Below are 21,606 nucleotides of genomic sequence, written 5' to 3'. Positions count from 1 at the left end.
CCGGAAAGGTTTTCGGTGCCCGGCGGGGCGTCGGAGCCCCGTGAGCGCCGTGCCGTCACCGTGTGTTCCCCGCGGAATCGCGCCTGCTGTCCTTGTTGTTGCCGCTGATGATCAGCGGGGGCCGAGCGGCCGCCCAGAAATCTCCTGACACCTGCTGCCGGTGACCGTTTGTTTCACGGCGTGCGCGCAGCTGTGTCATTTTTCCGTGTAATTGTCGTCCTGCCGTTCGAGTCAGCCCACAGCCAAGGAATTCTGATGCCCGCTGGAACCCTTTCTCCACCGACGGTCCGCCGCCGCGCCGTACTGGCCGCGCTCACCGGTGCCGGCATGATCGTGCTGGCCGCGTGCGGCTCCGATGCCGGTGCCGGCCCGCGACTGACCGCCGACGCGGCCATTCCTGACACCGTTCCCGCTGGCACGTCACTGTCCATCGCGGTGCATACCGCCGAGATCCAACTCAAGACGACGGGGAAGATCTCCGAGCTTCCGTTCACCGTGTCGGAGTGGCCGACGGTCGCTGCGGGCCCCGACGTCATCCAGGCATTTCGCGCGAACGCGGTGGACGTCGCCACCAACGCCGGCATCCCCCCCATCCAGGCGCATGCCACCGGGCTGGACGCCAAGATCGTCGCGGTGCAGCTGAAGACCACGCCGACCTACAAGCTGGCCACCGCACCTGGTTCGGCCATCACCGAGCTGTCCGACCTACGCGGCAAAAAGATCGCCTTCGCCGCGGGTCAGGCACAGGGCGTCGTGGTGCTGCGCACGCTGCAGGAGCTCGGGCTGGAGAAGAAGGACGTCCAGCTCATCGAACTGAACAGCCCACAGTTCCTCACCGCGTTGCAGTCCAGACAGGTGGACGTCGCGCCACTCGGCGAGCCGACGCTGACCAAGTACCTCAACCAGTACGGGAAGGACGGTGCGCGGGCGGTCGTGACGCCGGCGGTGGACGCGCTGACCATCTTGTGGGCACCCGCGCGGGTGCTCGCCGACCCGGCGAAGGCCGCGGCCGTCAAGGCGTTCATCCCGTACTGGGCCAGGGCCCAGGTGTGGGCATGGGAGAACAAGGACAAGTGGATCGACGCCTACTACGTCAAGGACCAGCAGGTCAGCGCCGCGGACGGTAGACGCATCGTGGAATCCAGCCCCAAGCCGAGCTTCCCGACCAGCTGGGACGCGGCGATCAAGTGGGAACAGGAGACCATCGACGTGGTGTCCAAGTGGGGCTACTTCGGCAAGCCGTTCAACGCCGCGGACGTGTTCGACCGCAGGTTCGAGGGTGTCGCCGCCGCGGCCGTGCCCGCCGACTACCGAATCGCTCAGTCATGACCAGCACCACGCATGAGGTACCAAAGACCGTGACGATCGATGCTGCCGTCGTCACCACGGTGACCGAGGTCGGGCGGAGCGTGCGGCTCGCCCATGGCCGCAGGCGGCTCGGCCTGGGCAAGCCGATCCCGTTCGGCCGGCTACTCGGTGTGCTGCTACTGATCGGCATATGGTCGCTGGTGTCGGCGACCGGTCTGGTGGATCCCCGCAAGCTGTCCGAACCGTGGACGGTGTTGCAGACCGGGATCGATCTGATCGCCAATGGCCAGTTGCAGGACAACATCGCAGCCTCGCTGCACCGTGCCGTGCTGGGCTTCGCCTTCGGTGTCGCCGTCGGTACCGGGCTGGCGCTGATATCGGGGCTCAGCCGGATCGGTGAGGCGCTCGTCGACGGCCCGGTCCAGGTGAAGCGGGCGATTCCCTCGCTCGCCCTGATTCCTCTGATGATCCTGTGGCTCGGTATCGGTGAGACCTTCAAGGTCGCAGTGATCGCGATCGTGGTCGCGATCGCCATGTACATCCAGACGCATGCCGCCCTGACCGCGATCGACAGCCGCTACGTCGAGCTCGCCGAGGTCCTCGGGCTGTCCCGGTGGAACTTCATCCGCAAGGTGGTCATCCCCGGTGCGCAGCCCGGCTTCTTCCTCGGCCTGCGGCTGGCGGTGACCGCATCCTGGCTCACGCTGGTCGTGGTCGAGAGCGTCAACGCGGTGAACGGCCTCGGCAAGATGATGTTCAAAGCGCAGGACTACGGCCAGTCAGATGTGATCATGGTCGGCCTGGTGGTCTACGGGTTGTTCGGGTTCGTCTCCGACGCGGCGATCCGGATCATCGAGAGGCGGGTGCTGTCGTGGCGACGGACACTGGCCGGCTGACCGCCACCGCCGGCACGGTTCGAGTCTCCTCCCTGGTCCGCCGGTTCGGCGAGCATGTCGTGCTGGACGATCTGGACCTGGAGATCGCGCGCGGCGAATTCGTGGCCCTGCTGGGGCAGAGCGGTTCCGGCAAGAGCACGTTGCTGCGCGCCTTGGCCGAGCTTGACTACGACGTGATGGGTTCGGGTGAACTGAGCGTGCCCGCCCGGGTGTCCGTCGCCTTCCAGGATTCCCGGCTGCTGCCGTGGCTTCGGGTGTTGGACAACGTGCTGCTCGGCCTCGGCCGCGGCGATGCGCGCAAGCTCGGCAAGGAGGCGCTGGCCGAGGTGGGGCTCGCCGGCCGCGAGCGGGCCTGGCCCAACGAACTATCCGGCGGCGAGCAGCAGCGGGTGGCGCTGGCCAGGTCGCTGGTGCGGGAACCCGAGCTTCTGCTCGCTGACGAGCCGTTCGGCGCGCTCGACGCGCTGACCAGGATCAAGATGCACGGCCTGCTGCGCGACCTGTTCCAGCGACACCGGCCTGCGGTGCTGTTGGTGACCCATGACGTGGACGAGGCGATCGAGCTGGCCGACCGGGTGCTGGTGCTGGAGAACGGCCGGATCGTGCTGGACCGCCAGGTCGATCTGCCGGCTCCGCGGACGCACCGTGACCCACGCTTTCAGGAGTTTCGCGACCTGCTGCTCAGCGCGCTCGGCGTGGCCGTGCAGATACCGCCGGAACAGAGGAGACGATCATGACCAGCGGGACCAGCCGCAGGCTGCACCTGAACGCCTTCCTGATGAGTGTCGGCCACCACGAGGCGGCCTGGCGGCTGCCGCAGAGCAACCCGTTGGCGCACATCGATGTCGAGCATTACCGCAATCTCGCGAGGATCGCCGAGCGCGGCAAGCTGGACTCGCTGTTCCTCGCCGACAGCCCGGTCCAGATGGGCAGCCCGGGACGACGACCGAGCGGGCGGCTGGAGCCGACGCTGCTGCTCACCGCGCTGGCCGCGGTGACCGATCACATCGGACTGATCGCGACCGCCTCGACGTCCTACAACGAGCCGTACAACCTGGCCCGCCGGTTCGCCTCGCTGGACCACATCAGCGGCGGCCGAGCCGGGTGGAACATCGTCACCACGGCTGGCGTCGAGGCCGCGCTGAACTTCGGCCTCGACGACCTGCCGGCTCACCGTGACCGCTACGAGCGTGCGGCGGAGTTCCTTGAGGTGTCGACGAAGTTGTGGGACAGCTGGGCCGACAACGCCATCGTCGCCGACAAGGAACGCGGAGTGCACGCGGACGCCGACCGGGTGCAGGTGATCGACCATGTGGGCAAGTACTTCAAGGTGCGAGGTCCGTTGAACGTGCCGCGCTCGCCCCAGGCCTATCCGCTGCTGGTGCAGGCCGGGTCCTCCGAGGACGGTAGGAACTTCGCCGCCCGCTGGGCCGAGGCGGTGTTCACCGCCCAGCAGACCCTGGAAGAAGGCAAGGCCTTCTACGCCGACCTGAAGGACCGGGTGGCGCGCGGCGGGCGTGACCCGGACACGGTGAAGATCCTGCCCGGCATCGTGCCGGTAATCGCCGACACCGAGCGGGAGGCGCACGAACTGGACGCTGAGTTGAACCGGTTGATCATCCCCGAGTATGCCAAGCGGCAACTGGCGGAGCGGTTCAAGCTCTCTCCGGACGAGCTGGACCTGGACAGCGAGCTGCCGGAGAACCTGCCTACCGAGGACGAGATCGAGGGTGCCAAGAGCCGCTTCACGCTGATCGTCGCCCTGGCCCGCCGGGAGCGGCTGACCGTCCGCCAACTGATCGGGCGGCTCGGCGGCGGTCGCGGGCACCGCACGTTCGCCGGCACACCCGTGCAGGTGGCCGACGCCATCCAGTACTGGTTCGACAACGGCGCGGCAGACGGATTCAACATCATGCCCGCGGTTCTCCCGTCCGGGCTGGAGTCCTTCGTGGACAAGGTCGTGCCGATCCTGCAGGAGCGGGGCCTGTTCCGGACCGAGTACGAGACGACCACGCTGCGCCAGCACTACGGGCTGGCCCGCCCGGCGAACCAGTTCGCTACAGGCGACCGCGGACTGGCAGCCGCTCTGTGACGACTCTGTCGCCGGCATCTGAGACAGCAACGGCGGCCAGCGCACCGAAACCGGGATCGGGAGCGGGAGCAGGTTGGCTGCGCCGGCTGCTGGGCTACTGCCTGCGGCACCGGCGCAACCTGCTGTTGTCCTACGGCGCCGCCGTGGTCGCCGCCGTCGCCACCGCGGTACTGCCACTGATCGTGCGCCACGTGGTGGACGACGTGGCCGCCGGTGTGCGGGGCACGCTCGTGGGGTGGGTGGCGGTACTCGTCGGCCTCGCGGCGATTCGGTTCGGCGCCGGGTACCTGCGCCGCTACCGGTCCGGCAGGGTGTCCCTCGGCGTGCAGTACGACCTGCGCAACGACGTGTTCGACACGTTGCTACGGCTGGACGGCGCCAAGCAGGACGACCTGCGGACCGGGCAGGTGGTCAGCCGCTCGATCTCGGACATCACGCTGATCCAGATGCTGCTGCAGATGCTGCCGAACGTCACCGGCAACCTGCTGATGTTCGTGGTCTCTCTCATGGTCATGGCGGTGCTGTCGCCGCCGTTGACGGTGATCGCGCTTGCTGTCGGCCCCACGCTGTGGTTCATCGCCTACCGCAGCCGGCGCGACCTGTTCCCGGCCAACTGGCATGCCCAGCAGCAGGCCGCAGAGATCGCCGCCGGAGTGGAGGCCGCGGTCACCGGTGTACGTGTGGTCAAGGGTTTCGGGCAGGAGGAACGCGAACTATCCGAGCTGGAGACCAGGGCGAGGACGCTGTTCGCCTCCCGGCTGCGCGTGGCCAGGCTCACCAGCCGGTACAACCCCGCGCTGCAGGCGGTTCCCGCGCTCGGCCAAGTGCTCGTGCTGGCTCTCGGCGGCTGGCTCGCCCTGCACCGGCACATCTCGCTCGGCACCTTCGTGGCGTTCACCACCTACCTCGCCGCGTTCGTCAGCCCGGTGCGCCAACTGGCCACCCTGCTCACCGTCAGCCAGGAGGCCAGGGCGAGCGTCGAACGGGTGATGGAGATCATCGACGAGCGTCCGGGCACCGTCGACGCACCGAACGCCGTCGAGCTGCCGGACGAGCCGCTGTCGGTCGAACTGGACCGGACGGTGTTCGGCTACGCCGGCGCGGATCCCCTGCTGCGCGGGCTGACCCTGCGGATCGCGCCGGGGGAGACCGTGGCGCTGGTCGGCGCGGCCGGGTCGGGCAAGTCGACGGTCGCGTTGCTGCTGGCACGGTTCTACGACGTCTCACAGGGCTCCGTGCGGCTCGGTGGCACGGATGTCCGCGACCTCACGACCGCCTCGCTGCGCTCCCGGCTCGCCATCGTCTTCGAGGACAGCTTCCTGCTGTCGGACACCGTACGCGCCAACATCGCCTACGGCCGGCCGGAAGCCACCGACTCCCAGGTGCGCCAGGCCGCCCGGGCCGCACACGCGGAGGCGTTCGTCGACGCCCTGCCGCACGGGTTCGACACCGTGGTCGGCGAGCAGGGGCTGACCCTGTCCGGAGGACAACGGCAACGAATCGCGCTGGCCCGTGCGCTGCTGATGGACCCGAGGCTGCTGATCCTCGACGACGCGACGTCCGCCGTGGACGCCCGGGTGGAGGCGGCGATCCAGACCACCCTGCGTACGGTGACCAGGCAGTGCACCACGCTGGTCATCGCGCACCGGACCTCCACCCTCGCGCTCGCCGATCGGATCGCGGTGCTCGACGGCGGACGTGTGGTGGACATCGGTACCCGCGCCGAGCTCGACGCCCGATGCCCGCTGTTCCGCTCCCTCCTGTCCGTTCCGAACACGCCGAGCCTGGACCAGAAGGTGGCCGCGGAGCCTGCTCGCCCGAACGGGATCACGCCGTCGCTGTGGCCCCGCCGGCACCAGGCAGGGCCGGTGGGCAGTCTGGACGTACGCACCGCGGCTGCGTTCGCCACGGCCGCGGCCGGCGCGGGCGGCCCGTCACGTGGCGGGGCCGGCGGCGGCCTGCTGTCCTCGGCGCCGCCGAGCATCGAAATGATCGAGCGGATCGCCGAGTTGCCGGAGTTCGACGACGACCCGGACGTACCGACCGACCGTACCCGTGCCGGGGACCTCTCGTTCAGTCTCGGCAGGCTGCTGCGGCCGTTCCTGCCGCCGCTCCTGCTCGGGCTGCTCCTGGTGGCGCTGGACGCGGTCACCCAGATCGCGGTGCCGTCGCTGGTCCGAGTCGGCGTCGACCGCGGTGTCGCCCGCGGTGCGGGCGGAACACTGCTGCTGGCGGCCGCAGCCGCCGGGATCGTGGTACTGATCGGCTGGGGGATCTCGGTGGCGCAGGTCCGGGTGACCGGCCGGACCGGGGAGCGGCTGCTCTACACACTGCGGGTGAAGACCTACGCCCAACTGCAGCGGCTCGGCCTGGACTACTACGAGCGCGAACTCGGCGGTCGGATCATGACCAGGATGACCACTGACGTGGACGCTCTGTCGAACTTCCTGCAGACCGGGCTCGCCACCGCAGTGGTCAGCGTGCTGACCGTACTCGGCGTACTCGTCGCCCTGCTCGCGATCGACGCCGGCCTGGCCCTGGTACTGGTGGCGGTGCTGCCGGTGCTGGTCGTGGCCACAATGGTGTTCCGGTCGAAGTCGGTGCCCGCCTACACCGAGGCCCGCGAGCGGATCAGTATCGTCAACGCCTACCTGCAGGAGAACGTGGCAGGGATCCGGGTGACCCAGGCATTTCGCCGGGAGCGCTACAACAGCGTGGAGTTCGCTCGGCGGGCGCAGGCGTTCCGCGACTCCAGGCTGCGCGCGCAGCGGTACATGGCGATCTACTTCCCGTTCGTGGAGTTCCTGTCCGCGGTCTCCACCGGGCTGGTGCTGATGATCGGCTCCCGCCAGGTGCTGGCCGGCACACTGACCACCGGCACACTGATCGCGTTCGTGCTCTACATCGAACTGTTCTTCTCACCGGTACAGCAGATGTCCCAGGCGTTCGACGGCTACCAGCAGGCAGCGGTCGGGATGAGCAGACTGCGCAGCCTGATGCGCACCCCCACCATGACTCCGGCTGCCTCCCACCCGCTCCCGGTGCGCGGTGTGCGCGGTCGGATCGAGTTCGATGGCGTGTCCTTCGCCTACCACGCCGGGGATCAGGAGGCGCTGCGCGGGATCGACCTGTGCATCGATGCGGGTGAGACCGTCGCCCTGGTAGGCCAGACCGGCGCCGGGAAATCGACCGTGGTGAAGCTCCTCGCCCGGTTCTACGACCCGACCTCGGGCGCGGTCCGGGTGGACGGCAGGGACATCCGGGACCTCGATCTGGCCGGTTACCGCAGCCGGCTCGGCCTGGTGCCGCAGGAGTCGCACCTGTTCGGGGCCACCGTGCGGGACGCGGTGGCCTACGGCAGGCCGGATGCCACGGACGCCGAGGTGGAGGCCGCTGCGCGGGCGGTCGGCGCGCACGATGTGGTGGCCAGGCTACCGCTGGGTTACCTGCAGCCGATCGGCGAACACGGCCGCAACCTCTCGGCGGGCCAGCGCCAGCTGCTCGCGCTGGCCCGCGCGGAGCTGGTCGATCCGGACATCCTGCTGCTGGACGAGGCGACCGCCTCGCTGGACCTGGCCACCGAGGAGAGCGTGCGGCTGGCCACCGACGCGCTCACCCGGCAGCGCACCACGCTGGTGGTCGCGCACCGGTTGACCACTGCGGCGCGCGCGGACCGGGTGGTGGTGCTCGACGGTGGCCGGATCGCCGAGGTCGGCGCGCACGAGGAGCTGCTCGCGGCGGGTGGGCACTACCGCAGGTTGTGGGACGCGTTCGTCGGTGCGGTCCCGAGAAGTAAATCCGTCCAACTGGAGAGGGCGACATGAGCTACCGTGATTTCGGCCGTACCGGTGTGAAGGTGAGTCCGCTGGCGCTCGGCGCGATGAACTTCGGTGCGCGTGCCAATACCGATCATGAGGACAGCATCCGGATCATCCAGCAGGCCCTTGACTCGGGTATCAACCTCATCGACACCGCGGACGTGTACTCGCAGGGCGAGTCCGAGAGGATCGTGGGCAAGGCGCTGGCCGGGGGCAGGCGGGAGGACGTCGTGCTGGCCACCAAGTTCCACGGCCAGATAGGCGACGAGCCCAACCACTTCGGCAACTCCCGGCGCTGGATAGCCCGGGCCGTCGAGGACAGCCTGCGCCGGCTGCAGACCGATTGGATCGACATCTACCAGGTGCATCGGCCGGAACCGGACACCGACTTCGATGACACCCTCGGCGCGTTGAGCGATCTGGTCCACCAGGGCAAGATCCGCTACATCGGCACGTCCACCTACCCGCCGTCGGAGATCGTGGAAGGGCAGTGGATCGCGCAGCGGCGTGGCCGGGAGCGGGTGGTCAGTGAGCAGCCGCCGTACTCGATCCTGGCACGCGGCGCGGAGCGCGAGGTGCTGCCGGTGGCGCAACGCTACGGCCTCGCGGTGATCCCCTGGGGCCCGTTGGCTGGTGGATGGCTCTCCGGCGCCTACCGCAAGGGCGCGGTACAACCGGCGTCCAGCCGTGTGGAGCGTCAGCCCGAGCGATACGACATCGCCGATCCGGCCAACGCGGCCAAGCTGGCGGCGGCCGAGGCCCTCGCCACGCTGGCCGGCGAGGCCGGGCTCTCGCTGATCCACCTGGCACTGGCGTTCGTGCTGGAACATCCCGCGGTGACCTCAGTGATCATCGGACCGCGTACCCGCGAGCACCTGGAGAGTCAGCTGGGTGCAGAAAAGATCAAATTGTCCGGCGACGTGCTGGACCGGATCGACGAGATCGTCCCGCCGGGTGTCACGCTGGCCGCACGGGACGCCGGCTACGTCCCGCCGGCCATCAAGCAGGCATCACTGCGCCGCCGAGGTTGACGCGCAAGACCGGCAGGCTGGAATCAGCGCATCAGTGCCGATGCGGATTCCTGCTGGGCCGTATGGTTGGACTGCTCGGCCCGATCCGGAGCACTTACCGATGATCCACGGGCCTGTCCCGGACGCTCTTATGTGTTGATCGCTCTGATCCAGGGATTCAGGGAGTCAGGTCAGGACCCGCAACTGTTCGTCGAGATCGCGTACCGCCTGTGTGTCACGCCAGGGCGACAGGTGATCACGGATGTGCAGGATGCGGGTCAGTCCGAGCGAGAAGTCCGTCTGTGCCACGATCGCCAGGGCGTCGGCGACAAGCTGGCAGGCCTGTTCGATTTCCCGTTGCTGAATGTGTACCTCGGCAACAGCGCCCAGCAGCAGGGAACGCTTCTTGGTGGTGGTCGGGCTGGTTGTACGCAGCCCCTCGAAAGCGATCGCGCGCGCCGCGTCCGGACGGTGCAGGCGGGTGAAGGTGGTGACCTTCATCCCGTCGAGGCGGGAACGGTCGAAAAACTGCGTCCACACGCGGTCACCGTCCGGCGCGGCTCGGTCAAAAGCTTCGGCAGCGCGATCGAGCGCATGCAGTGCCGCGTTGCTGTCCCCCCGGTGAGCCTGTTCCTCCGCCTCCCGAGCGGCCAGCCATGCGCGGGTCATCATGCTGTCGCTGTGCGCGGCGTGGCGCTGGGCCTCGGCCAGCAGTGCGCAGGCTTTGTCCGGCCGTCCGTTCATGCTCGGCTGAAAGCTTTCATATCCGAGCACGCATGCCAGCAGGGCATCGTCGTCGGCTTCCCGGGCGGCTTCGGCCGCAACGCGGTAGTAGGCAAGCGCATGGGAATTGTCGTGCATGTCGAAGGCGAGCCAGCCGGCCAGGGCGGCGGTCTCACCGGCCGTGACGACCAGGGCGCGGCGCATCGCTGATCGCGGTGAGGTTTCCAGGAGCCGGCTGAGTGTGCCCAGATGCGCGGTCACCCGTTCCATCAGCCTGTGGGCCGGCACCCTTTCTTCCAACCCGAACAAGCCGGCGGTGTGAACGGACAGATCGTCGACGACTGACGGCGTGGCAACAACCTGCCGGCGCAGCGCCGCGGAAAGCCGCTCCCATGGTTGAGCGTCAGGCGCAGTGGCCGTGGCACCTCCGGCCACCGTGACCACCCGGAGAAAAGAACGCCGTTCCACACTCGATTGTGATAACCCGTAATCGCATTCCGTACCGGACCCGGCTGCGGTGTTACCGGCGGCATCGTCGTCAATGAACCCGAGTTCCCCGGAGGTCCGCTGAAAGAGAGCGCCCAGGAGTCGTTGGTAACGAAGGCTGGGCTTCTTGTCGCCTTTCTCCCATTTGCAGACCATGTTGCCGGTGACGCCTGCCTCGCGTCCTTCGCGGCTGACGGCGAAGCCGCGGAGCTCCATGGCCAGTTGTTCCTGCGACCAGCCCCGCTCCTCCCGACAGTTTCGCAGGCGCGTGTTGGGGATACGTACGGGTGGATGGGAAACGGCAGCCGTAAGGGCCCTGTCCGCTGGAATCATCGTCTGCCTTTCCTCGTCCACCAGCCCGAATCGCCGCCTGACAAAACAGTTTATCCCGGCGTCGTGGCCGCCGGCTGTCGCGCCGCCCCACCGCCGGTGGCCGCCGGCGGTCGCCGCAGCCCGCCGGTCGCCGTTCGTCGAATGTGTACGGATGACGGGGAGAACCGCGCGTGGCCTCCCGCCAGGTACACACCAGGGAAGCTCGCGGGCCCGTGCCAGCACACACGTATATGGATTCCAGCACATTCGGTGATGTCATGTGTTGTCAGTCATGCCCTGTGGGCATGAATGCTATGGCCTTGAGCGCGCTGGGTAAGCGCCTGCGACGACCTGTGCGAGGGAGCCCGTAGAGTCTGTCCTGTGAGTGCAGGCCCCCTCGGTAACGCTTCAGCGTCCTCAGCGAATCGCCGTCCGTTACGAGCCTGGCAGGAGGCCGCCCTCGCGGTCTACCGGGCCCGGGCGGGCGTCGGCGCACGTGACTTCCTGGCCGTCGCCACTCCTGGTGCGGGCAAGACGACCTTTGCGTTGTGCGTCGCGTCCGATCTGCTGCGCGAGGGCGTGGTGCGCGCGGTCACGGTGGTGGCGCCGACCGAGCACCTGAAACGGCAGTGGGCTGACGCGGCGGCGCTGTCCGGTATCGCCCTCGACCCGGACTTCCGCAACACCGCCGGGGCCACGTCCTCGGACTACACCGGCGTCGTGCTCACCTACGCGCAGGTGGCAGCGCATCCCGCATTGCACCGGCTGCGCTGTGAACGCCGTCGCACCCTGGTGATCCTCGACGAGATCCACCATGCCGGCGACGCCCTGTCGTGGGGTGACGCCGTCCGGGAGGCGTTCACCCCGGCGACCCGGCGTCTCGCGCTCACCGGCACACCTTTTCGCTCGGACGTCAATCCCATCCCGTTTGTCACCTACCTTCCCGGCCCGGACGGTGTGACGCGCAGTGTCGCGGACTCCTCCTACGGCTACTCCGACGCGCTACGTGACGCTGTGGTGCGTCCCGTGCTGTTCCTGGCCTACTCCGGGGAGATGACCTGGCGGACGAGTGCCGGGCACGAACTGTCGGCCCGGCTCGGTGAGCCGTTGAACAACGAGCAGACCGCCGCCGCATGGCGCACCGCGCTCGACGCCCGCGGCGACTGGATCCCCGCGGTCCTCGCCGCCGCGGACACCCGGCTGTCGCAGGTCCGAGCCGGCGGGGTGCCCGACGCGGGCGGGCTGGTGATCGCCACCGACCATGCCAACGCCCGTGCCTACGCCGGGATCCTGCGCCGGGTCGGCGGCACCGAGCCGGTGGTGGTGCTCTCCGACGACCCCTCCGCCAGCTCGAAGATCGCAGCGTTCCGGGAGTCGCGGGGACGGTGGATGGTCGCCGTCCGGATGGTCAGCGAGGGCGTGGACATCCCACGCCTGGCGGTCGGGGTTTATGCCACCTCCGTGGCGACGCCGCTGTTCTTCGCCCAGGCGGTCGGCCGGTTCGTCCGTGGCCGGGGCCGCGCGGAAACCGCCTCGGTCTTCCTGCCCAGCGTCCCGACGCTGCTGGCGCTCGCCGGCGAGATGGAGATCCAGCGTGACCACGCGCTGGACAAGCCCCTGCGCGAACCGGACGCCTTCGACGACGCCGCACTACGCGAGGCCAACCGGCGACGGGACATCCCCGACCTGCCGGAGCAGTCGTTCACCGCGCTGGGTTCCTCGGCGCATCTCGACCGGATCATCTTCGACGGCGGCGAGTTCGGCACGCAGGCGGCGGCCGGTTCCGCCGAGGAGGAGGACTTCCTGGGACTGCCCGGCCTGCTCGAACCGGACCAGGTCGCCGTCCTGCTCAAACAGCGGGAGGCCGCCCAGCTCGCCGCCCGGCGCAAGCAGGAGCGTGGCGAGGCCCGCGGGGTCTCCTCCGGCCGGACGGCTCAGGGCGCCTCCGGGCAGGCGGTCCCCGCGGCCCGGGCCGCCGCAGAGGAGGGCCTGGACGCGGACTCCGCGGAAAGCCGCCCGACCCACGAGGTGATCGCCGAGCTCCGGCGGGAGCTGAACCGGCTGGTTGCAGCCCACCACCACCGCACCGGCCGCTCGCACGGGATGATCCACGGTGAGCTGCGGCGGACATGCGGCGGCCCGGCGACCGCTCAGGCCAGCGCGGCACAACTACGCGCGCGTATCGACACCGTCCGCCGGTGGGAGAAACCCAACCACGGATAGCCCAACCACGGAAGAAAAGAGGCGTCACATCCTTCGGGCTTGGCCGGGAGGTAGCTTGATCGGAAGGCGGGTTGGCTGCGAGACGGCTTCGCTGTGATGCCGACGGTAGGAGCGTCCGTTGTCAGGCGCCCTGGGTGAGGGTGAGGGAGGTGATCTGGGGTTTGGTCACCGGAGCGCCGTCGGGAGCGCCGCCTTCGACGCCGGGGGAGGTGAGGGCGTCGAGGACGTTCAGGCCCTCGGTCACCGTCCCGACAACCGTGTAGTTGGTGGCCAGCGCCTGCGCGCCGTCCTCGTTCGGGTCCCGGTAGTTGATGAAGAACTGGCTGCCGTTCGTGCCGGGGCCCGAGTTGGCCATGGCGACGACCCCGCGGGTGTACCTGGCGCCGTCGGTGTTCTCGTTGGCGTAGGCGAAGCCCGGACCACCCCTGCCGCTGCCCTCCGGGTCCCCGCACTGGAGCACGAAAATGTTCTGCGTGGTTTCACGATGACAGGAGGTGTTGTCGAAGTACTTGGCGTTCGCCATGGTGAGCAGGGCGTGGACGGTGCAGGGCGCCTTCGCCGCGTCCAGCGCGGCCTTGATCGTTCCCTTGTTCGTGGTTATGACCATGGTGGTGGGGGACCTGTCCACCGTGTCGGCTGCCGCGGGCAGGCTCACCGGCCTGGACGGTTCCCGCCCGTCCGCGGTGTAGGTGCAGGGACCGACCTGTGTCGAGGCGGCCGGGGTCGTCGCCGGGGGAGAGCCCGACGCCGAGGGTGACGCGGCCAGGGTGGTGTCGTCGTCGCCGCTGACCAGCAGTGCGGCGGTGGCACCACCGGCCAGCAGGATCAGGGCGCCGGCACAGACGACCGCGATTACCCTGCGCTGTCGGCGCCGCGCGGCGGCTCGGCGTTCGGCCTGCCGGGCGGCTCTGGCCGCGGCAAGATCGCGTTGTCGCCGCGTCCTGGACGTCACCACCTGTCGGCCTCCCTGTCATCGGTCCGGGTGCGCAGAGCCGCTCCGCGCCGGCGAGCGCCCGGTCAAGGGAAGTGTAGGTAGTCATGGTCCGCCCGCTGCCGCCGCATCGGTATCGATATCGGTATCGTGCCGGGTCCGGCTGTGCGGAAGCTGTGCGTAACCTTCAGAAGACGTTAAGCGTTCCGGTGGGGAGGTCACCGCACTACCGTGGCACCGTCACGCTTTCGTGGCGGTCGCACCGTGCGCCGTCGCTCGCTTCGTTCAGGCCGGCGCGACGCATCCGTCATCCCTTCGGCTGTCGGGGTCCGGGGGACGTCCAACCTGTCGGCCAGGCGCGCGACGGTAACCGTTGCAAGCTGGGACTCGCGTCGCGCCGCCTCGCGCAGGTCAGCCAGGTTGGCGTTGGTCGGAGTGCGCACCGCTCTGCGATGGAGGACCACCCGCTGCTCGCTTACGAGCAGCCAGTCCTCCAGGGCGGAGCGCCGAGGCAGTAGCGCCAACCGCGCCCGTTGTGCGATTCGAGCACGAGGCCGGTGTGTCATGGCGATCCACTTCTTCCTTCCGCCAGAGGGCCACAAAAGCAGCGCGATCATGTTTTTCTCGCCCTGCCGGAGGTCCAGATCCCCGGGTCGCCGGAGGGCCAAAGGCGGCGCGATCATGATTTCGTGCTGCCAGCGGCCCAAAGCCCCTGGATCGCTGCCAGGGGTACCGGCGACGTCCGGCAGGTGGGCCTCTCACGCGGCAGGTAGGCGCCCCGCACGCAGGTCCTGCGTTCCGCCCGGCCTGTCGTGTGCGTATCCCTGTTGTTCACTTTACCGATACCTGTTGGACCAATGTCCTTTCCATGTGAGATACCTGTACCGCCGAGCCTGTACCACCGAAGGTGACAGCGGCGATCACCTTTAGGTGATCATCTGTGAGGAGCGTTCAGTGTCGGAGATCGTGTTGGCCCTGGTGGCTGAACTCGTCAGTACCGCGGTCGTTGTGCTGATCTCGTCGGTGTTCCGGCGGTGGCGGACATCGGCTGCCCGTACGGTCTGAGCGCCCGTTCCAGCGCTTTTTCCAAGATCTTCAGCCTGGCGCCGCCGTTGCTCACCGACAGTTGCCGGCAGTCATCGGCCCCGGTTGGGGAGCTGGTGACTGCCGCTGGTTCATGTGGCTGTCACTGGCTTATGTTGTCGCAGACTGTTGCGATTTCGTCCGGGCTGCAGAAGCTCCGGCGCGGCTGCGCTGGGCGACATAGGTACCGGCTCCGATCGCCGCCGCGATCGGCCATTCGACGACCTCGGTGACGGCGAGCACACCCAGACCCACGTAGAAAGCGGTCTGGGCCGGTGATGGCAGTCTGATCGGGCCCACCTTCATGCTTGTGCCCGGGGCACGAGGGATCTCGACGCGCGCTGTGGCAAACGGTGTCCGCAGCGTCGCCGTGTGGGGTCCTCTTTCTTCGCCCGCGCTCTCCTGCTCGCCTTCGGCCTCGCCGCGGACCCGGCCGTTACCAGTGGCCTTGCCCGCCTGACCGGCCTGCGACTCCTCCCGCTGTTCTGCCGTGCTCCCGTCTTCGCCCCTTTCATCCGGTCTGTCCCGGCGCCCTTTCGCGCTCTTGGCTTCCTCTCTTTCTTCTTTTTCTTCATCCCGTACATGATCATTTGTCTTGGCAGGCATCGGACCTCCCTCCGCTATCCAGGTCACCATCCCCAAAGGCAAACCCCGGGTAAACAAAAGATCTCGGAATCGGTTCCAAAAGATTTCTCGGAGGTGGGCTGTGTGCTTTGTGTCAATGTCTTGTCTCTCTGTGAAGCGTTCGTGACGTACTCGCTCTCCCGTCGGCGGGTACCCGAGTACCTGCCAGGGCATCCGAGCACCTGTTAGACGGCATCGGCTGCCGGGTACCGGCTGTCGGGTGGGTGCCTGCCGGGTACCGGCCGGTGGTGGATGCGCAGCCCGGCCATGACCTGCGGTGCCAGCTGCGACCGTTGCCGTTCGGGCGCCAGGCCGTCCAGTGATCGATTTCGGCCGCCCGGTGATCGATGAGACCGATGAGGAGGTCCGCCGATGCACCTGCCGAGTCCCCTGTCGGGGGCGCGACGTGTTCTGGCCGAAGGACGCCTCCTGGGTGACATGGGGCTGGTGTCGATGGCCGGACCGCTGCTGGAGCGGATGGAGCCCACCACCGCCGGCGATGACCGGTTGGCCCGTCCCTGCGCCAGTCTCAGGGTGCGCGGTGCCAGCGGGCTGTCGACAGCGTCGCGTCGCCGGCTGCTGGAACAGGAACTGCAGCGCCAGCCCGGAGTGCTGTGGGCCCGGGTCAACGCGCCGTTGGGACGGGTCCTGGTCGGTCTTGGCGAGCCGTACCCGCGGGCGAGTGAACTGACGGCGGTTGCCGAGCGGGTCGTACAACAGGCCGACGGCGGAGCTGGTGACGACCAGGCCGCGGCGGACGCTGGCCCGCGGCCCAGGGTTGCCGACCTGCCGGATTCGGCAGCTCCGGTGCTGCGCGCGGCTGTCGCGCTCGCCGCGGACGGGATCGCCTTCACCGTGGCGTCGGTGGGTCGTATCGCCCGCTGGACGCCGTTTCCGGTGGAGCTCGCCTCGCTTGTCACGGTCGTCGACACCCAGCCGCGGCTGCGGGGGGTCGTCGAGAAGGCGATCGGGCCGCAACGGGCGGACGTCGTCCTGGCCGTGGCCAACGCGACCGCGATGGGGCTGGCCGGCAGCCACACCGGTCTCGGCGTGGACGCGGTCTACCGGGCACATGCCCTCGCCGCCGCACGGGCCCGCCGGGACGCCTTCGCCGCCGTCGGCGACGAGCTCATGGGGGATCCCGACCGGGCCGGCGCCGGGCCGGTGGCCGTCGAGCGGCCCCGGCCGCGTCCGAGCGGGCCGGTGGAACGCTACGCGGACGTGGCCGGGGCGGGTGTGCTGGCAACCTTCGGTGCCACGGCCGCCCTGACGGGGGACCCGCGACGGGCCGTCGCCTCCGCGCTGGCCATGCTCCCGCGTCCCGCCCGGCTGGGCAGAGAAGGATTCTGCAACCATCTCACCCGCGTCCTGGCGCGCCGGGGAGCGCAGGTGATGCACCCCGAGGCGCTGCGGCTGCTGGACCGGGTCGACACGGTCGTGGTCGACTCCGACGTCCTGTTCGGCGCGGCGCTCACCGTCGGTGAGGTCATCCCGTTGGCCGGTGCCGACGCAAGCGAGGTGGCCGTCCGGGCGTACGCGTTGTTCCGGTCGGCCGATCCGGCCGCGACGGTCGAGGGGGACGGCTGGACGCTCGCTCCGATCGAGCGGCTGGTCGGTGACGACGGTCCGGGCAGCGCGCAATGGCGGCGGCTGCGGGCAGCGGGGATCCGTACGGTTCTCGGCCTCGCGCAGGGCACGAGGTTGACGGCGGTGGTGACGGCGGTGCCCGAGCGGGCGGAGGGCAGCGAGGCGCTGCTGGCCTCCTGCCGTCGCAGCGGGCTGACGGTGCGGGTGGCCGACGGCGAGGACTGCCCGGACGACGGGTTCGGCTTTGGGGTGATCCCGGGCGGACGCCGGCTGGTGGCCGCCGTCGGCGACCTGCAGGCGGCGGGCGCCGGCGTGCTGGTCGTCTCGCGCCGGCGCGCCGCGGTGGGCAACGCCGACTGCGGTGTCGGGGTCGAGGGCCATGACGGTGCGCTGTCCTGGGGAGCCGACGTCCTCGTCGGGAAGGACCTGCTGGCTGCCGCGATGATGGTCGAGGCGGTCGCCGCGGGGTGCCGGGTGAGCCGGCACGCGGTGCGGCTCGCTCAGATCGGCTCCGGTGCCGGCGCGCTGGTCGCGCTGACCGGTTTCGGTCCGCAACGGGCCTCCCGGTCGATGCTCATGGTGACCGGGGCCAGCGCCCTGTCGTTCGGTGACGGGATCTGGGCGGCCCGCGAGCTTGACCGGCGTCCGCCGCCGCCGAGCATCCCGCGCACGCCCTGGCATGTGCTGCCGGCGCGGCGCGTCCTCGACCAGCTGGGCAGTTCCCCGGACGGATTGGCCAGCGTCGAGGCCGCATCGCGGCGTACCGACGACGTCTCGGTGGGCGCGGTCGCGCCCGGTCTGGTCGGTGCGATCGCCCGGGAGCTGGCAAGTCCGCTGACGCCGATCCTGCTGGGTGGGGCGGCCCTGTCGGCCGCCAGCGGCTCGGTGCTGGACGCGGGTCTGGTGGTCAGCGTGGCCGTCATGTCGGCGCTGGTGGGCGCGGTGCAGCAGCGGCGGGCCGACCGTGACCTGGCCCGTCTGTTCGCCCAGTCCGCGGTCAGGGCGCGGGTGCGCCGGGACGGCGGTGACGTCGAGCTCACCGCGCAGGAACTGGTCTCCGGCGACGTGATCTCGATCGGTTCGGGGGACGTCGTTCCCGCCGACGCCCGGCTGCTGTCGGCGACCAGCCTGGAGATCGACGAGTCGTCGCTGACCGGGGAGTCCCTTCCGGTGACGAAGTCGCCGCGTCCGGTTGCCGCCAGCTATGTCGCGGAACGTTCCTCGATGGTGTACGAGGGAACCACCGTCGTCGCCGGCTCCGCGACGGCTGTTGTTGTGGCGACGGGTCTCGCGACCGAGGCGGGCCGCAGCATGGCCGCGGCCGTCGGTCCGGCCAAGGCTGTCGGTGTCGAGGCCCGGCTCACGGCGATCACCGAGTTCACCGTGCCGGTGGCGCTCGGCGCGGCCGCAACCCTGCTCGCCTCGGGGCTCATCCGTGGCCTGCCCGCCCGCAACACGCTGAGCGCGGGGGTGGCGCTAGCTGTCGCCGCGGTGCCCGAGGGTCTGCCGTTTCTCGCCACGGCCGCGCAGCTGTCCGCGGCCAGGCGGCTGTCCGGCCGCGGGGCACTGGTGCGCAACCCGCGGACCATCGAGACGCTCGGGCGGGTGGACGTGCTGTGCTTCGACAAGACCGGCACGCTCACGAGAGGCAAGATCCGGCTGGGCGCGGTGTCGGATGGTGCCCACACCGCCGCCGTCGGCGATCTGCAGGAGCGGCAGCGTCGCGTGGTCGCCGCCGGTCTGCGAGCCACCCCGGTGCACACCCGCGGGCGCAAGCTGCCCCATCCCACCGACCGGGCGATGACCAAGGGTGCTGCCGCCGCGGGCATCCGCCGTGACCACGGCCTGGATTCCTGGTCGGATGTGGCCTCACTGCCGTTCGAACCGGGCCGCGCCTACCACGCGTCCCTCGGGCGTGCCGGTGGAACGGTGCTGCTCAGTGTCAAGGGCGCACCCGAGACGGTCCTGCCCCGGTGCGCTCGCTGGCGAACCGCCCGTGGCAGCGTGCCGCTGGACAGCCGCAGCCGGGCGAGTCTGGCCCGCGAGCACCTCGCGCTGGGCGGGCGGGGATACCGGGTGCTCGCCGTCGCCGATCGGTCGATGCCCGTCCGCAGCGAGCAGCTGTCGGACGGCGATCTCGACGGCCTCACCTTCCTGGGTTTTCTCGGGATGTCGGATCCGGTCCGGGCCGGCGCCGGGCCGTCGTTGGTCCAGCTGCACGACGCCGGCGTCCAGACCGTGATGATCACCGGTGACCATCCGGCCACCGCGCAGACGATCGCCGCCGAGCTGGGGGTCATCGACGGCGGCCGGGTGGTGACCGGCATGGAGATCGACGCGCTGGACGACGACGCGCTCGACGCGCTGCTGCCCGAGGTGTCGGTGGTTGCCCGCGGCACACCGGCACACAAGGTGCGCGTGGTGGAGTCGTACAAGCGGCTGGGCAAGGTGGTCGCGATGACCGGTGACGGCGCCAACGACGCGCCCGCGATCCGGCTCGCCGACGTGGGGATCGCGCTGGGCAAACGTGGTACCCCGTCCGCCCGGGCCGCCGCCGACGTGGTGGTCACCGACGACCGGTTGGAGACGATCCTCGACGTTCTGGTCGAGGGCCGGTCGATGTGGGCCTCGGTGCGCCAGGCACTGGGTATCTTCGTGGGCGGCAACCTGGGCGAGATCGCCTTCACCCTCCTCGGCGCGGTCGTCACCGGTACCTCCCCGCTGTCGGCCCGGCAGCTGCTGCTGGTCAACCTGCTCACCGACCTCGCCCCCGGGCTCGCCGTCGCCCTGCGCCAGCCGGACCCCGACAAGACCGGCGAGCTTCTCGGGGAGGGTCCGGAGAGTTCCCTGGGCCGTGCGCTGGTCCGCCGGGAGGTCGTGGTGCGTGCGGTCGCGACCACCGCGGCCGCCGCCGGCGCGTGGATCGTCGCCCGTCCCTCCGGCCGGCGCAGGCACGCCGACACCGTGGGGCTGGTGGCACTGGTCGCAGCGCAGCTCGGTCAGACGCTGCTCGTCGGGGGGCGCTCCCGGTCGGTGCTGCTGAGCAGCCTCGGATCGGTGGCGGTGCTGACCGCGGTCGTCCAGACACCTGGCCTGAGCCAGTTCTTCGGCTGCACCCCCCTGGGGCCTTTCGGCTGGGCTGTCGCCGCCGTCGCTTCCATCGCTGGGACGCTGCTCTCGGTGATGCTGGAGCCGCTCGCCGCCCGGTTCATTCCTCCCGACAGTGACCCGAGGACCCGGGCTTCCGGCAGCATTGACGCTCAGGAAGCTGCTGGCAGCCTCGACGTTCCTGAATGAGATCGTCATTGGCGAGATCGTCATGTGGTTGTCGCTCTTCGTTACACGTCGACGAGCCAAAACTCCTGCGCGGGCAACTTTCGTCGACCTAAGCTCGATTCGATGGCGTGGATCGCGGGACGCGGCGACCCTGAGGGGGGTCGGCACCGATCGCCGTGGAGGCGGTCGGGCCGGATCCTTCCCATCCGGTGGGGGCGCATCATCGCGTTGACGGTGGCGCTGTCGGTGGCTGCCGGGCTGGGTGTGTGGTTGCGTTTTCGATCCGTCGGGTCGACCGGGCCGCAGCCGAACGCCGCTGTGACAGCGGTCGCGGGGCGCGCGCCGCAGGGCGGTGCCGGCAGTGACCACCGGCCGACGCCGACACCGACGCCCGCGTCCGGCGCGCAGCCGTCCGCAGGTGTCGGTGCCGCCGCGGGAGCGCCGGGGGTCGCTGGGGTCGTGGTCAGCCCGCCACAGCCTCCGCAGTCGCGGTCCGCTGTGGCGGCGGGCGAGACCGTGCGAACCTCTCCCAGCGACACCGCGGTGATGGCTGGGACGGACCTGGCTCTGTCGACAGGTGACGTCAACCTTGGGACGGTCAATTCCTCGGCAACAATGGAGCTCCGCGACACCGGCCGTCTTCCCGTCGACTTCCGGTTCGCCGCCACGCCATCCTGGCTGTCCGTCGCGCCGGCTTCCGGCACGATCGCGGCAGGCGGTCGCAGGACCGTCACCTTCACCCTCGACCGTTCCGCCGCGCCGGTCGGCGTGGTGGACACCTCGGTTGCCGTGGTTGCCGTCGCCACCCTCGGTGGCGCCAGGCAGGCCGGGGCGGTCCGGGTGACCGCGGTGGTGTCCGGCCCGCCGGCCATCGACTCGCTTACCGCCACCCCGGCCGTTGTGTATACAACGGGGTGTCCGTCCGCGTCCGGGCCGACCGTGTCCGTGGTGTCGGTGAAAGCGACCGATTCCACCGGCGTCTTCGGCGCGGAACTGGTCGCCCGGCTGCCCGACGGGAGAACGACCACCAGCTCCCTGAACCTGGGTGAGGCGTCCGGGCAGCAGTCGGTGTGGTCGGGGCCGGTCGGGCCGTCGGGGATCCCGGGGCCGATGTCGTTCACCGTCACCGTCACCGACATCGACGGGCTGCGCGCGCAGTCCACAGGTTCGCTTGAGGTCAGGTCCTGCCCGGTCGCGGCCACCGGGGCGCCGGCCGGCTCAGGCCCGGGCTGACGCC

At 69.9% G+C, this 21,606-nt stretch carries 13 protein-coding genes; 9 read left to right on the top strand and 4 right to left on the bottom strand.

Features of this window, described 5'->3' with window-relative positions; genetic code table 11:
- Positions 1–255: 255 nt before the first annotated feature.
- From CV1CTNOD_RS14045 to CV1CTNOD_RS14020, 6 genes are read left to right on the top strand one after another with little or no spacing between them, the layout of a single operon-like run.
- Entirely contained in the window at positions 256–1,329 is a 1,074-nt protein-coding gene (locus CV1CTNOD_RS14045) for an ABC transporter substrate-binding protein (protein ID WP_131786546.1), read from the top strand.
- Positions 1,326–2,204: an ABC transporter permease gene (locus tag CV1CTNOD_RS14040; protein ID WP_131786545.1), complete on the top strand. Its 879-nt coding sequence runs from the start codon at positions 1,326–1,328 to the stop codon at positions 2,202–2,204. The genes CV1CTNOD_RS14045 and CV1CTNOD_RS14040 overlap by 4 nt, the downstream gene beginning before the upstream one ends.
- The gene (locus CV1CTNOD_RS14035; RefSeq protein ID WP_131786544.1) at positions 2,180–2,941 is read left to right on the top strand and encodes an ABC transporter ATP-binding protein; all 762 of its coding nucleotides are present in this window, start codon (positions 2,180–2,182) and stop codon (positions 2,939–2,941) included. Before CV1CTNOD_RS14040 ends, CV1CTNOD_RS14035 begins: the two co-directional genes overlap by 25 nt.
- On the top strand, positions 2,938–4,296 hold the full coding sequence (locus tag CV1CTNOD_RS14030) for an LLM class flavin-dependent oxidoreductase (RefSeq protein ID WP_131786543.1): 1,359 nt from the start codon (positions 2,938–2,940) through the stop codon (positions 4,294–4,296). The genes CV1CTNOD_RS14035 and CV1CTNOD_RS14030 overlap by 4 nt, the downstream gene beginning before the upstream one ends.
- Positions 4,293–8,120 carry an ABC transporter ATP-binding protein gene (locus CV1CTNOD_RS14025; protein WP_207386432.1) on the top strand — a complete coding sequence of 1,276 codons (3,828 nt, stop codon included), beginning with the start codon at positions 4,293–4,295 and terminating at the stop codon, positions 8,118–8,120. Before CV1CTNOD_RS14030 ends, CV1CTNOD_RS14025 begins: the two co-directional genes overlap by 4 nt.
- Positions 8,117–9,145 carry an aldo/keto reductase gene (locus CV1CTNOD_RS14020; protein ID WP_131786542.1) on the top strand — a complete coding sequence of 343 codons (1,029 nt, stop codon included), beginning with the start codon at positions 8,117–8,119 and terminating at the stop codon, positions 9,143–9,145. Before CV1CTNOD_RS14025 ends, CV1CTNOD_RS14020 begins: the two co-directional genes overlap by 4 nt.
- Before the next feature lie 165 nt (positions 9,146–9,310).
- Here the strand turns inward: CV1CTNOD_RS14020 and CV1CTNOD_RS14015 are convergent, their stop codons facing one another.
- On the bottom strand, positions 9,311–10,666 hold the full coding sequence (locus CV1CTNOD_RS14015) for a helix-turn-helix domain-containing protein (RefSeq protein WP_242606678.1): 1,356 nt from the start codon (positions 10,664–10,666) through the stop codon (positions 9,311–9,313).
- A 360-nt stretch (positions 10,667–11,026) separates the two neighbouring features.
- On the opposite strand from CV1CTNOD_RS14015, the gene CV1CTNOD_RS14010 reads away from it, so the two are divergent.
- The gene (locus CV1CTNOD_RS14010; protein ID WP_131786540.1) at positions 11,027–12,868 is read left to right on the top strand and encodes a DEAD/DEAH box helicase; all 1,842 of its coding nucleotides are present in this window, start codon (positions 11,027–11,029) and stop codon (positions 12,866–12,868) included.
- 121 nt (positions 12,869–12,989) lie between these two features.
- Here CV1CTNOD_RS14010 and CV1CTNOD_RS14005 read toward each other — a convergent pair whose 3' ends face one another.
- The 3 genes from CV1CTNOD_RS14005 to CV1CTNOD_RS25755 all read right to left on the bottom strand — a co-directional run bounded on the left by CV1CTNOD_RS14005 (position 12,990) and on the right by CV1CTNOD_RS25755 (position 15,488).
- Positions 12,990–13,823, bottom strand: coding sequence for a peptidylprolyl isomerase (locus tag CV1CTNOD_RS14005; protein ID WP_131786539.1), 834 nt, complete (start codon positions 13,821–13,823; stop codon positions 12,990–12,992).
- A gap of 194 nt (positions 13,824–14,017) precedes the next feature.
- Positions 14,018–14,323: a hypothetical protein gene (locus CV1CTNOD_RS14000; protein WP_131786538.1), complete on the bottom strand. Its 306-nt coding sequence runs from the start codon at positions 14,321–14,323 to the stop codon at positions 14,018–14,020.
- 670 nt (positions 14,324–14,993) lie between these two features.
- Positions 14,994–15,488: a hypothetical protein gene (locus CV1CTNOD_RS25755; RefSeq protein WP_207386431.1), complete on the bottom strand. Its 495-nt coding sequence runs from the start codon at positions 15,486–15,488 to the stop codon at positions 14,994–14,996.
- Positions 15,489–15,878: 390 nt separating this feature from the next.
- Here CV1CTNOD_RS25755 and CV1CTNOD_RS13990 point away from each other — a divergent pair, with 390 nt between their 5' ends.
- Both CV1CTNOD_RS13990 and CV1CTNOD_RS13985 read left to right on the top strand, forming a co-directional pair.
- A complete protein-coding gene (locus CV1CTNOD_RS13990) occupies positions 15,879–20,390 on the top strand; it encodes a cation-translocating P-type ATPase (RefSeq protein ID WP_131786537.1) in 4,512 nt (1,503 codons plus the stop codon).
- Between the two features lie 102 nt (positions 20,391–20,492).
- The gene (locus tag CV1CTNOD_RS13985) at positions 20,493–21,602 is read left to right on the top strand and encodes a hypothetical protein (RefSeq protein ID WP_131786536.1); all 1,110 of its coding nucleotides are present in this window, start codon (positions 20,493–20,495) and stop codon (positions 21,600–21,602) included.
- The last annotated feature ends 4 nt before the right edge of the window (positions 21,603–21,606 follow it).

The sequence above is a fragment of the Protofrankia symbiont of Coriaria ruscifolia genome (assembly GCF_900634745.1).
Classification (GTDB): Bacteria; Actinomycetota; Actinomycetes; order Frankiales; family Frankiaceae; genus Protofrankia; species Protofrankia californiensis.
This window is presented reverse-complemented; position numbering and strand designations above follow the sequence as displayed.